The sequence below is a fragment of the Streptomyces sp. NPDC049970 genome, from assembly GCF_040660235.1.
In the GTDB taxonomy this organism is placed as follows: Bacteria; Actinomycetota; Actinomycetes; order Streptomycetales; family Streptomycetaceae; genus Streptomyces.
This window is the reverse complement of sequence record NZ_JBFALP010000003.1, coordinates 291,804-304,470: the sequence shown is the minus strand read 5'-3', so window position 1 is coordinate 304,470 and position 12,667 is coordinate 291,804. Positions and strand designations below refer to the sequence as shown.

General features: G+C 71.5%; 10 protein-coding genes. 8 read left to right on the top strand and 2 right to left on the bottom strand.

The genetic code is table 11. The features are described 5' to 3' along the window. Window positions 1-27 precede the first annotated feature (27 nt). Complete coding sequence (locus tag AB0I83_RS07650) at window positions 28-1,230, bottom strand: acetyl-CoA C-acetyltransferase (protein WP_363303945.1); 1,203 nt, start codon at window positions 1,228-1,230, stop codon at window positions 28-30. A gap of 134 nt (window positions 1,231-1,364) precedes the next feature. Between AB0I83_RS07650 and mce the strand changes: the two genes are divergently transcribed. The 7 genes from mce (at window position 1,365) to AB0I83_RS07615 (ending at window position 11,046) form a co-directional block, all read left to right on the top strand. Next, complete coding sequence (gene mce, locus AB0I83_RS07645) at window positions 1,365-1,793, top strand: methylmalonyl-CoA epimerase (RefSeq protein ID WP_356530908.1); 429 nt, start codon at window positions 1,365-1,367, stop codon at window positions 1,791-1,793. A gap of 242 nt (window positions 1,794-2,035) precedes the next feature. After that, window positions 2,036-5,830: a polarized growth protein Scy gene (gene scy / locus AB0I83_RS07640; RefSeq protein ID WP_356530907.1), complete on the top strand. Its 3,795-nt coding sequence runs from the start codon at window positions 2,036-2,038 to the stop codon at window positions 5,828-5,830. A 175-nt stretch (window positions 5,831-6,005) separates the two neighbouring features. Then, the gene (locus tag AB0I83_RS07635) at window positions 6,006-6,944 is read left to right on the top strand and encodes a cellulose-binding protein (RefSeq protein ID WP_356530905.1); all 939 of its coding nucleotides are present in this window, start codon (window positions 6,006-6,008) and stop codon (window positions 6,942-6,944) included. An 87-nt stretch (window positions 6,945-7,031) separates the two neighbouring features. Then, window positions 7,032-8,027, top strand: coding sequence for an ABC transporter ATP-binding protein (locus AB0I83_RS07630; RefSeq protein ID WP_356530904.1), 996 nt, complete (start codon window positions 7,032-7,034; stop codon window positions 8,025-8,027). A 5-nt stretch (window positions 8,028-8,032) separates the two neighbouring features. Next, window positions 8,033-8,812, top strand: a complete 780-nt coding sequence (locus AB0I83_RS07625) for an ABC transporter permease subunit (protein ID WP_363303944.1) — start codon at window positions 8,033-8,035, stop codon at window positions 8,810-8,812. 174 nt (window positions 8,813-8,986) lie between these two features. Then, window positions 8,987-10,165, top strand: a complete 1,179-nt coding sequence (locus AB0I83_RS07620; RefSeq protein WP_363303943.1) for an ABC transporter ATP-binding protein — start codon at window positions 8,987-8,989, stop codon at window positions 10,163-10,165. Continuing rightward, window positions 10,162-11,046 (top strand): ABC transporter permease subunit, encoded by an 885-nt coding sequence (locus AB0I83_RS07615; RefSeq protein ID WP_363303942.1) that lies wholly within the window; start codon window positions 10,162-10,164, stop codon window positions 11,044-11,046. Before AB0I83_RS07620 ends, AB0I83_RS07615 begins: the two co-directional genes overlap by 4 nt. Before the next feature lie 30 nt (window positions 11,047-11,076). Here the strand turns inward: AB0I83_RS07615 and AB0I83_RS07610 are convergent, their stop codons facing one another. Beyond that, entirely contained in the window at window positions 11,077-11,418 is a 342-nt protein-coding gene (locus AB0I83_RS07610; protein ID WP_363303941.1) for an ATP/GTP-binding protein, read from the bottom strand. Between the two features lie 212 nt (window positions 11,419-11,630). Between AB0I83_RS07610 and AB0I83_RS07605 the strand changes: the two genes are divergently transcribed. Then, a complete protein-coding gene (locus AB0I83_RS07605; RefSeq protein ID WP_363303940.1) occupies window positions 11,631-12,662 on the top strand; it encodes an LLM class flavin-dependent oxidoreductase in 1,032 nt (343 codons plus the stop codon). Window positions 12,663-12,667: the final 5 nt, after the last annotated feature.

Below are 12,667 nucleotides of genomic sequence, written 5' to 3'. Positions count from 1 at the left end.
GGCCTCCTCGCTCGCTCGTACCGTGTACTACTTGCCCGGAACGCGGATGATCAACGCGTCACCCTGGCCGCCGCCGCCGCACAGCGCCGCCGCCCCGGTGCCGCCGCCGCGCCGCTTCAGCTCCAGCGCCAGGTGCAGCACCACACGGGCGCCGGACATGCCGATCGGGTGGCCGAGCGCGATCGCCCCGCCGTTCACGTTGACCTTGTCCGAACTGACGCCGAGGTCCTTGGTCGACTGGACCGCGACGGCCGCGAAGGCCTCGTTGATCTCGATGAGGTCGAGGTCCTCGACGCCGATGCCCTCCTTGTCCAGCGCGTGCCGGATGGCGTTGGACGGCTGGGACTGGAGCGAGTTGTCCGGGCCGGCGACGTTGCCGTGGGCACCGATCTCGGCGATCCAGTCCAGGCCGAGCTCCTCGGCCCTGGCCTTGCTCATGACGACGACGGCGGCGGCACCGTCGGAGATCTGCGAGGACGTGCCCGCGGTGATCGTGCCGTCCTTGGCGAAGGCCGGGCGGAGCTTGCCGAGCGACTCCACGGTCGTCTCGGGGCGGATGCCCTCGTCCTCGGAGACGAGGACCGGGTCGCCCTTGCGCTGCGGGATCTCGATCGGGGTGATCTCGGCCTCGAAGAGGCCGTTCTTCCGGGCGGCGGCGGCGCGCTGGTGCGACTGGGCGCCGATCTCGTCCTGGGCCTCGCGGGTCAGGCCGAGGCGGGCGTTGTGCTTCTCGGTGGACTCACCCATCGGGATGTTCTCGTGGGCGTCGGTCAGGCCGTCGTACGCCATCGAGTCGAGCAGCTCGACCGCGCCGTACTTGTAGCCCTCACGCGACTTCGGCAGCAGGTGCGGGGCGTTGGTCATGGACTCCTGGCCGCCGGCCACCACGATGTCGAACTCGCCGGCGCGGATCAGCTGGTCCGCGAGGGCGATCGCGTCGAGCCCGGAGAGGCACACCTTGTTGACGGTGAGCGCGGGGACGTTCATCGGGATTCCGGCCTTGATCGCCGCCTGGCGGGCCGGGATCTGGCCCGCGCCCGCCTGGAGGACCTGGCCCATGATCACGTACTGGACCTGGTCGCCGCCGATCCCGGCCCGTTCCAGCGCGGCCTTGATGGCGACGCCTCCGAGGTCGGCCCCGGAGAAGCTCTTCAGGGAGCCGAGGAGACGGCCCATGGGCGTCCGCGCGCCCGCGACGATCACTGAGGTGGTACCGGTCGTTCCTGACATGAGGCGCAGCCCCTTGGATTGGTTGTGAACGAGGGTTTACCTGAATGTACTGAGCGGTACCGCGCTCGTCATCCGGCAGTGGGTGTGATCGCGCGCACGTTGCGTAACCATCCCGGGGGCGCTGCACTGGTCCCATGCTGACGCGAATCGACCACATCGGAATCGCCTGTTTCGACCTCGACAGGACGGTGGAGTTCTACCGGGCGACCTACGGCTTCGAGGTGTACCACTCCGAGATCAACGAGGAGCAGGGCGTCCGGGAGGCCATGCTCAAGATCAACGACACCTCGGACGGCGGTGCTTCGTACCTCCAGCTGCTGGAACCGACCCGCGAGGACTCGGCCGTGGGCAAGTGGCTGGCGAAGAACGGCGAGGGGGTGCACCACATCGCGTTCGGGACGGCGGACGTGGACGCCGACGCCGCCGACATCCGCGGGAAGGGCGTACGGGTGCTGTACGACGAGCCCAGGACGGGTTCGATGGGGTCCCGGATCACCTTCCTCCACCCCAAGGACTGCCACGGCGTGCTGACCGAACTGGTCACCTCGGCAACAGAGCACTGACCCGACCGATACCCGGCCCGGTAGAGTGGGCGGTTCCGGGCCGGGGCCGGGTCGGGGCCGTGCCGCGTCCTCACCGTTGATCTGTCACCATTCCCCGGGGGACCGCTCGCCGGCGAGCGGTCCTCGTACGGAGCATTGCCACCAGGGTTGGGGTCTCGCCTGCTCAGTGGGGCATCCCCTGCTCGAACAAAGTTGAGAGCTCGGGGAGAAGTCGAGAGCTCGGGGAAGGATGGGACCGCGCAGTGCGGGGCTACGAAAGCCAGCAGAGCCACCGAGCTGACGACGACCATCTCTCGCGGTTCGAAGCCGAGATGGACCGGCTGAAGACCGACCGGGAGAAGGCCGTCCAGCATGCCGAGGACCTCGGCTACCAGGTCGAGGTCTTGCGTGCCAAGCTGCACGAGGCACGGCGCAATCTGGCGACCCGTCCCGCACACGACGGCGCGGACATCGGTTACCAGGCCGAGCAGATGCTCCGCAACGCCCAGAACCAGGCGGACCAGCTGCGCACCGACGCGGAGCGCGAGCTGCGCGACGCTAGGGCCCAGACCCAGCGCATCCTGCAGGAGCACGCGGAGCACCAGGCCCGGCTGCAGGCCGAGTTGCACGCCGAGGCGGTGCAGCGGCGCCAGCGGCTCGACCAGGAGCTGGCCGAGCGCCGCCAGACCGTCGAGTCCCACGTCAACGAGAACGTCGCCTGGGCCGAGCAGTTGCGGGCCAGGACCGAGTCCCAGGCCCGCCGGCTCCTGGAGGAGTCGCGCGCCGAGGCCGAGCAGTCGCTGACCGCCGCGCGCGCCGAGGCCGCGCGGCTGGCCGACGAGACCCGCAGACGCCTCAACTCCGAGGCGGAGGCGGCCCGTACCGAGGCCGAGGGCGCGCTGCTACGGGCCCGCAGGGACGCCGAGCGCCTGCTCGACGCCGCGTCCACCCAGGCCCAGGAGGCCACCACCCACGCCGAGCGGCTGCGCTCGACCGCCACCGCAGAGACGGATCAGACCCGCCAGCAGACCGCGGAGCTGAACCGCACCGCCGAGCAGCACATACAGGAGGCGGAGACCCGGCTGCGCGAGGCCAGGCTCGAAGCCGACAAGGTCCTCGCCGAGGCCAAGGAGGCCGCGGTCAAGCGGCTGGCCGGCGCCGAGTCGCAGAACGAACAGCGCACCCGTACGGCGAAGTCCGAGATCGCCCGGCTGGTCGGCGAGGCCACCAAGCAGGCCGAGACCCTCAAGGAGGAGGCCGAGCAGGCCCTCTCCGACGCCCGGGCCGAGGCCGAACGGGTCGTCGCCGAGGCCGCGGAGAAGGCACGCACCCTGGCCGCCGAGGACGCGGCCGCCCAGCTCGCGAAGGCGGCCCGCAGTGCCGAGGAGGTCCTGACCAAGGCCTCCGACGACGCCAGGTCCACCACCAGGGCCGCCGGCGAGGAGGCCGACCGGATCCGTCGCGAGGCCGAGGCCGAGGCGGACCGGCTGCGCGGCGAGGCCGCCGAGCAGGCCGACCAGCTCAAGGGCGCGGCCAAGGACGACACCAAGGAGTACCGGGCCAAGACGGTCGAGCTGCAGGAGGAGGCGCGCCGACTGCGCGGCGAGGCCGAGCAGCTGCGCTCCGAGGCCGTCGCCGAGGGCGAGCGGATCCGTGGCGAGGCCCGGCGGGAGGCCGTCCAGCAGCTCGAGGAGGGCGCCAGGACCGCCGAGGAGCTGCTCACCAAGGCGAAGGCCGACGCCGAGGAGCGGCGGACCTCCGCGAGCGCCGAGGGCGAGCGGGTCAGGGCGGAGGCCGCCGAACGCGCCGCCACGCTGCGCAAGCAGGCCGAGGAGACGCTCGAACGCGCCCGCGCCGAGGCGGAGAAGCTGCGTACCGAGGCGGAGGAGCAGGCCACCGAGCTGACCGCCGCCGCGGAGGCCGCGGCCGAGTCCCTGCGCGAGGAGACCGAGCGGGGCGTCGAGGCCCGCAAGGCGGAGGCGGCCGACGAGCTGACCCGGCTGCACACCGAGGCGGAGTCCCGGGTCACCGCCGCCGAGGAGGCTCTCGGCGAGGCGCGCACGGATGCGGAGCGCATCCGCCGCGAGACGAACGAGGAGTCCGAGCGGCTGCGCGCGGAGGCGGCCGAGCGGCTGCGTACGCTCCAGGAGCAGGCGACGACCGAGGCCGAGCGGCTGCGCACCGAGGCCGCGGCCGACGCCGCCCGCTCGCGCGCCGAGGGCGAGTCCGTGGCCGTACGGCTGCGCAGCGAGGCGGCGGCCGAGGCCGAGCGCCTGAAGAACGAGGCCCAGGAGACCGCCGACCGGGTGCGCTCCGAGGCCGCCGCCGCGGCCGAGCGGGTCGGCACCGAGGCCGCCGAGGCCTTGGCCGCCGCCCAGGAGGAGGCCAACCGGCGCCGCCGCGCGGCCGAGGAGACGCTGACCTCCGCGCGCGCCGAGGCGGAGCAGGAGCGCGAGCGCGCCCGCGAGCAGAGCGAGGGGCTGCTCGCCTCCGCGCGCAAACGGGTCGAGGAGGCGCAGGCCGAGGCGCAGCGACTGGTCGAGGAGGCCGAGGGCCGGGCATCCGAGCTTGTCTCCGCCGCCGAGCAGGCCGCCCAGCAGGTACGCGACTCCGTCGCCGGACTGCAGGAGCAGGCCGAGGAGGAGATCACCGGGCTGCGCGCGGCCGCCGAGCAGGCGGCGGAGCGGACGAAGGGCGAGGCCCGGGAGGAGTCGGACCGGGTCAGGGCCGACGCCTACGCCGAGCGCGAGCGGGCGACCCAGGACTCCAACCGTGTCCGCCAGGTCGCGCACGAGGAGTCGGAGGCTGCGAAGTCCCTGGCCGAACGGACCGTCTCCGAGGCCATCGCGGAGTCGGAGAAGCTCCGCTCGGACACGTCGGAGTACAGCCAGCGGGTGCGCACCGAGGCGTCGGACGCCCTCGCTTCGGCGGAGCAGGACGCCTCGCGCGCCCGTGCCGAGGCCCGCGAGGACGCCAACCGGATCCGGTCCGAGGCTGCGGCGCAGGCCGACCGGCTCATGGCCGAGGCGACGAGCGAGAGCGAGCGGGTCCGTACCGAGGCCACCGAGCAGTCGGAGCGATTCGTCGGCGAGGCGGCCGACGAGGCGGAGCGGCTGCGCGCCGAGGCGGAGCAGACCGTCGGTTCGGCCCGGGAGCACGCCGCCCGGACCCGTGAGGACGCGGAGCGGCTGCGCGCCGAGGCCGAGGCCGCGGCTGAACAGCTGGGCGCGGAGGCCCGCCAGGAGGCGGACCGGGTGCTGGACGAGGCGCGCGAGGCCGCGGCCAAGCGCCGTACCGACGCCGCCGAACAGGCCGACCAGCTCGTCGGGAAGGCCCAGGAGGAGGCGCTGCGCGCCGCCACCGAGGCCGAGGAGCAGGCCGACAGGATGGTCGGCGCCGCACGCGACGAGGCGGTCAGGATCACCTCGGAGGCCACCGTCGAGGGCAATTCCCTGGTCGAGCGGGCCCGTGCGGACGCGGACGAGCTGCTCGTCGGCGCCCGCCGGGACGCCACGGCGACCCGGGAGCGTGCGGAGGAGCTCAGGTCCCGGATGGAGAGCGAGATCGAGGGACTGCACGAGCGTGCCAGGCGTGAGACCTCGGAGCAGATGAAGACGGCCGGCGAACGCGTCGACAAGCTGATGAAGGCCGCGACGGAGCAGCGCGCCGAGGCCGAGACGAAGGCCAAGGAGCTTCTGGACGACGCGAGTTCGGAGGCGAGCAAGGTCCGTATCGCCGCCGTGAAGCGCGCCGAGTCCCTCCTCAAGGAGGCGGAGACCAAGAAGGCGGAGCTGACCCGCGCGGCGGAGAAGCTGCACGCGGACGCCGAGGCCGAGGCGAAGCAGATGGTCGACGACGGCCGTCGGGAGCTGGACCTGCTGGTCCGCAGACGCGAGGACATCAATACGGAGATCTCCCGTGTCCAGGACGTACTCGAGGCGTTGGAATCTTTCGAGGCTCCGGGCGGGACGGGCAAGGCCGCGGGGGGCGGCGCCGGGGGCGTCAAGGCCGGCGCTTCGGCGGGCAACCGGTCGGGCGGCAAGTCGTCGGACGGGTAGCCGCGCAGCGATTTTGCCATGAACATTCAAGCCTTCGAGTGGCAAGCACTCCGGAGGTCAGCCACTCAAAAGGGGTGTCATTCTCCATACCAAAGCGGCATCTTCACGTTGACACGCCGCCCAGACCCCTAGGATTCCCTCTAACACCTCACCGGTCTCATTCGACAGGAACCCCATGAGCGACCCTTCCTCCCCCTTCGGCTTCGAGCTCGTGCGACGTGGATACGACCGCGGTCAGGTGGACGACCGCATTACCAAGCTCGTCGCCGACCGTGATAGCGCCCTCGCAAGAATCACCTCGCTGGAAAAGCGCATCGAGGAGCTCCACCTCGAGACGCAGAACGCCCAGGCCCAGGTCAACGACGCGGAACCGTCGTACGCCGGCCTCGGTGCCCGTGTCGAGAAGATCCTCCGTCTCGCCGAGGAAGAGGCGAAGGACCTGCGCGAGGAGGCCCGCCGCGCCGCCGAGCAGCACCGCGAGCTGGCCGAGTCGGCCGCCCAGCAGGTGCGCAACGACGCCGAGACGTTCGCCGCCGACCGCAAGGCGAAGGCCGACGACGAGGGCATCCGTATCGTCGAGAAGGCCAAGGGCGAAGCGGGCACGCTGCGCAGCGAGGCCCAGAAGGACGCCCAGCAGAAGCGCGAGGAGGCGGACGCCCTCTTCGAGGAGACGCGTGCCAAGGCCGCCCAGGCCGCAGCGGACTTCGAGACGAACCTCGCCAAGCGCCGCGAGCAGTCGGAGCGCGACCTCGCGTCCCGTCAGGCGAAGGCCGAGAAGCGCCTCGCCGAGATCGAGCACCGCGCCGAGCAGCTCCGCCTGGAGGCGGAGAAGCTCCGTACGGACGCCGAGCGCCGGGCACGCCAGACGGTGGAGACCGCGCAGCGCCAGGCCGAGGACATCGTGGCCGACGCCAACGCCAAGGCCGACCGGATCCGCAGCGAGTCGGAGCGCGAGCTGGCGGCGCTCACCAACCGCCGCGACTCGATCAACGCCCAGCTGACCAACGTCCGCGAGATGCTGGCGACGCTGACGGGTGCCGCGGTCGCGGCCGCCGGCTCCCCGGCGGACGAGGAGCCCGCCACCCGCGGGGTCCCGGCCCAGCAGAGCCGCTGACGCTCCGCGCGGCGCGGTTGTCATCCTTGCGCGCCCGGTTCCGCCTTTGTGGTGGCGCCGGGCGCGCGGCCGTTCTAGCGTGAACGCATGATCGAGCTCGACGGCCTCACCAAACGCTTCGGCAACAAAGTTGCTGTTGACCATCTGTCATGCCGGGTCAGACCGGGCATGGTGACGGGATTCCTCGGCCCGAACGGGGCGGGCAAGTCCACGACGATGCGGATGATGCTCGGCCTCGACAACCCGACCAGCGGCACGGTCCGGATCGACGGCAGGCACTACCGCGAGCTGCAGGAGCCGCTCAAGCACATCGGGGCGCTGCTGGACGCCAAGTCCATGCAGGGCGGGCGCAGTGCGTACAACAACCTCCTGTGTCTCGCCCAGAGCAACCGCATCCCGTCGAGCCGCGTCTCCCACGTGCTCGACACGGTCGGTCTGAGCGCGGTGGCGAAGCGGAAGTCCAAGGGCTTCTCCCTCGGCATGGGGCAACGGCTCGGAATCGCCGCGGCGCTGCTCGGTGACCCGGAGATCCTGATGTTCGACGAACCCGTCAACGGTCTGGATCCGGAGGGCATCCACTGGATCCGGAACCTGATGAAGACCCTCGCGGCGGAGGGCCGGACCATCTTCGTCTCCTCGCACCTGATGAGTGAAATGGCCCTGACCGCAGACCACTTGATCGTCATCGGCCAGGGCAGACTGCTCGCCGACACCTCGATGGCCGACTTCATCCGCGAGAACTCCCGGAGTTTCGTACGGATGCGCTCCCCCGAGCAGGAGCGGCTGCGGGATGTGCTGCACACGGAGGGCGTCGTCGCGGTCGAGTCGGGCAACGGCACGCTGGAGATCGACGGCGAGGCTCCCGAGCCGCTCGGGGAGCTCGCCGCGCGGCACGGGATCGTGCTGCACGAGCTGAGCTCCCAGCGGGCCTCCCTGGAAGAGGCCTTCATGCAGATGACCGCGGGCTCCGTGGAGTACCACGCGCACTCCGACAACGAGGGCGCCCCGCCGCCGCCGGCGGTGGGCCCGCACTGGGGCGACCAGTGGAACCAGCAGGCCGGCGAGAGCACGAAGGGGGCGTGACGGCGATGGCATCGGTACCCGCGGTCCTGAATTCCGAATGGACCAAGATCCGCACGGTCTCCTCGACCACCTGGACCCTGATCTGCGCGTTCGTCGTGACGGTCGCCATGGGCGCCGCACTCAGCGCGCTGCTGAAGAGCCAGTTCGACGACCTCTCGTCCGCCGAGCGCGCCACCTTCGACCCGACGTTCGTGGGCTTCTCCGGGATGATCCTGGGCCAGCTGGCGATGGTCGTCTTCGGCGTCCTGGTCGTCGGTACGGAGTACAGCTCCGGCATGATCCGCACCTCGCTGGCCGCGGTGCCGCAGCGCGGCTCGTTCCTGTTCAGCAAGGTCGCGGTGGCGGGCGTCCTCGCCCTGGTGGTCGGTCTCGTCACCAGCTTCGTGACCTTCTTCCTGAGCCAGGCCCTGCTGGGTGACCGAGGCACCGACATCGGCGCGGACAACGTGCTGCGCGCGGTCTGCGGAGCGGGCATCTACATGGGCCTGATCGCGGTCTTCTCCATGGGTGTGGCCACGATGCTGCGCAGCTCCATGCTGTCGCTCGGCATCCTGATGCCCTTCTTCTTCCTCGTCTCGCAGATCCTCTCGGCGGTCCCCGGTGCCAAGACCGTGGCCCGCTACTTCCCCGACCAGGCCGGCTCCAAGATCATGCAGGTGGTACCGGACGCCATGAACAGCGACCCGGCACCGTACGGGCCGTGGACCGGGCTCGGGATCATGGCGCTGTGGGTGATCGCCGCGCTCCTCGGCGGCTATCTCGTCCTGAAGAAGCGGGACGCCTGACCGGGAGCACCGGCGGACGGCTGCCCTCCGGACACACCGGACGGCAGCCGTCCGCCGGGGCTCCCCGGAACGGCTTGGCCGGAACCGCGGGGGGCTGGTTATCCTCCTAAGTCTTACGGGGGCGTGCGGCCACGGCCTGGGCCCCGACGACAGATAAGTCGATGGGGCTGGAGAATGATCGAGGCAGTCGGCCTGACGAAGCGCTACGGCGCGAAGACGGCCGTGCACAACCTTTCCTTCCAGGTCCGGCCGGGTGCCGTGACGGGGTTCCTCGGTCCCAACGGGTCGGGCAAGTCCACCACCATGCGGATGATGCTCGGCCTCGACCGGCCGACAGCGGGCCATGTGACGATCGGCGGCCACGCGTTCCGCAGCCTCCCCAACGCACCGCGCCAGGTGGGGGCGCTGCTCGACGCCAAGGCCGTGCACGGCGGGCGGAGCGCCCGCAACCACCTCCTGTGCCTGGCCCAGCTGGCCGGCATCCCGGTCGCCCGGGTGGACGAGGTCCTCGGCGTCGTGGGGCTCCAGGACGTCGCCAAGAGGCGCTCCCAGGGTTTCTCGCTCGGTATGGGGCAGCGGCTCGGGATCGCTGCGGCGCTGCTCGGCGACCCGCAGGTACTGCTCTTCGACGAACCGGTGAACGGGCTCGACCCCGAGGGCATCCTCTGGGTCCGCAACCTCATGAAGCGGCTGGCCTCGGAGGGCCGCACCGTCTTCGTCTCCAGTCACCTGATGAGCGAGATGGCACTCACCGCGGATCACCTGATCGTGATCGGGCGCGGGCAGCTGCTCTCCGACATGAGCGTCACCGACTTCATCTCGGCCAACTCCGCCGACTTCGCCCGGGTGCGGGTCGCGTCGGACGTCCCGGAGCTCCGCGAGAAGCTGACTGCCTCGCTCGCGGAGGCCGGCGGCCGGGTCATGCCCGAGCAGGACGGGGCCCTGCGGATCACCGGACTCGCGCTTCCTCGGATCAGCGACCTGGCGCACGAGTCGGACGTGCGGCTGTGGGAGCTCTCGCCGCACCAGGCGTCGCTGGAGGAGGCGTACATGCGGATGACGCAGGGCGCCGTGGACTACCGCTCGACCACGGACGCCAAGGCAGGCCTCCAGCCTCCGCCGCCCGGCCACGGGTACGGACAGCCGGGATACGGCCGGCCCGGAGCCGAGGGGTACGCGCAGCCCGGGCCCCCGACGCAGCAGGCCGAGGTCTCGCAGCAGAGCTGGTACGCCCCGCCGCCGCCCGGGCAGAACCCGTACGCCGACGCACCGGCACAGGCATCAGCACCGGCACCCGCTCCCGCGGTCGCCGCCGAACCGACCGAGCGCACGACCAGCGAGGACCCCCGATGACGACCCCGGCGACCCCGCCGCCCGCGCAGGCACACCAGGCCCCCGGACCGCCGTACCAGCAGCCGCAGCAGGGCTGGGGTGCCCCGGCCGGGCAGTACGCATCGCCGATCCCCGTGCGCACGCCAGGACTCGGCGACGCGATCGCCTCCGAGTGGACCAAGATCCGGTCGGTGCGCTCCACGATGTGGACGCTCGGCGTGATGATCGTGCTGCTGGTCGGTGTCGGACTGCTCACCGTGTTCGCAGTGAACGTGTCGGACGGGAATCTGGACGGGACCCCCGTACTCAGCCTCGGGTTCTTCGGCGTGCTGCTCGGTTCGATCTGCGTGATCACACTCGGCGTGCTGACCATCGCGTCGGAGTACGGCACGGGAATGATCCGTACGACGCTGACCGCGTGCCCGAGCCGGGCACGGATGCTCATCGCGAAGTCCGTGGTCTTCTTCCTGCTCGCCTTCACGATCACCACGGTGACCACCGGGATCGTCGGCGTGCTGCAGACGACGATGCTGGACGGCGCCACCCCCGAGACCGGGTACTGGGTGCGCGTCACCGTGGGCGTCGGCCTCTACGTCGCGACGCTCGGGCTGCTCTCGCTCGGGCTCGGCGCCATCATCCGGCACTCGGCGGGCGCGATCACGATCATGATCGCCGTGGTGCTGCTCCCCCTCGTGCTGGCGATGTTCATGTTCTCGCCGAGTCTGGCCGGCGTGCAGCAGGCACTCTTCGAGTACTCGATCCCCAACCAGCTCGGCGCGATGTACGACGCGTCGGTGACCACGTCCGGGCCGACCGGCTGGGAGCCGCTGTGGATCATCCTCGGCGTGACCGCCGTGGTGATGGCCGGGGCCTTCGCCTCGCTGGACCGGCGCGACGTCTGACCGGCCGGGCCCGCCCGGGTCCGGCCGGCCTCAGTAGCGCGGAGCGTTCCTGGACCGCTGCACCCGTGTGGTGCGGCGGTCCTTAGCGTTCCAGCAGGCCTTGTGCCAGTGCCGGCGGTCGTCGATGCCGCCGAACTCGGGCCAGGCGACGAGGTGCGGGACGCCTGACGGGATCTCCTGGTCGCAGCCGGGGCAGCGGTAGCGCTTGCCCGCGGCGCTCGCGCCGCTCACCGGGCGCACCGACCACTCCTCGCCCTGCCAGCTCTCGGTCGCCCCGCCCCCGCCGTACCGCTCTCCCAGCTCTCGTGCGGTGCCGGTGGCGGTGGCGGTGGGACTCTCGCCACCTCGGGGGCGGTTGCGGCGCGGGGACACGGAACACCTCACGTGGCGGTACGGGTGGATTGTTCCGTCCAGCCTAGAGGCATCGGCCGCGGACCGGGGGCGGACGGGGCGCGTGAGTAGCCGTGAGGCGGATGGGTAACCGGAAAATCGCAACAACTTCGCGCCGGACCGTGCCCTTGGCACGTGTCAGACGTTGTTGCCGGTAGGGGGGAGCCGCGTCGGCCGTAAGGAGGCAGAAGGCGATGCGCGTAGGAACGTTCGTACTGGCGGCACAGTTTCCGGGCCAGGGGCAGGGTGAGGCCCTGCACCGGGCAGTCCGGTCCGCGGAGGTCGCGGAGGAGTCCGGGCTCGACTCCGTGTGGCTGGCAGAACATCATTTCGTGCCGTACGGCGTGTGCCCGTCCGCCACGACACTGGCGGCGCTGCTGCTCGGCCGCACCCGCAGGATCCGTGTGGGCACGGCGGTCAGCGTGCTGCCGAACCAGCATCCGGTGATGCTCGGCGAGCAGGCCGCGCTGCTCCACCTGACCAGCGGCGGCCGCTTCACCCTCGGGGTGGGGCGGGGCGGCCCGTGGGTCGACCTCGAGGTGTTCGGAGGCGGTCTGGAGGCGTACGAGCGGGGTTTCCCCGAGGCGCTGGAGCTCCTGCTCGACTGGCTGGACAAGCCCAGGGTGGCGGGCAGCGGGGAGCGCTTCGCCTTCCGCGAGGTGGCCGTGGTCCCCCAGGCCGACGAGCTTCTCGGGGACGGTCCGCCGGGTCCCGAGGTGGTCGTCGCGTGCACCTCGTCGAAAAGCGTGAAACTCGCCGCTGAAAAGGGTTTGCCGATGCTCCTCGGGATGCATTGCAGCGACGAGGACAAGGCCGGCATGGTCGGACTGTGGCGGTCGGCGGCCCGGGAGGCGGGCCTGCCGCCGGAGGTCGCAGAGCGGGTGGAACACGTGTCCGCGGGGGTGGCCCAGATCGCCGACAGCCCCGTCGACGCCGTGGAGACGCTCGTCAAGGCGATGCCGGGGTGGCTGCGTCAAGGGCTCGACGCCCATGTGACGGTCGACGGCCGGCACCGTGTGATGCGCGATCCCGTCGCGTACACGGAGTTCCTCTGCGGCCTGCATCCGGTGGGCCCGCCCCGGCTCGCGGCCGACAGGCTGGCGGCCACGGCGGAGCGCACGGGCATCACCCGCTTCGCCCTCATGGTGGAGGGTTCGGGCGATCTCGCGGTGACGGAGACCAATGTGCAGCGACTGGGCACGGAAGTGCTGCCGTTGCTGAAGTGACGCGA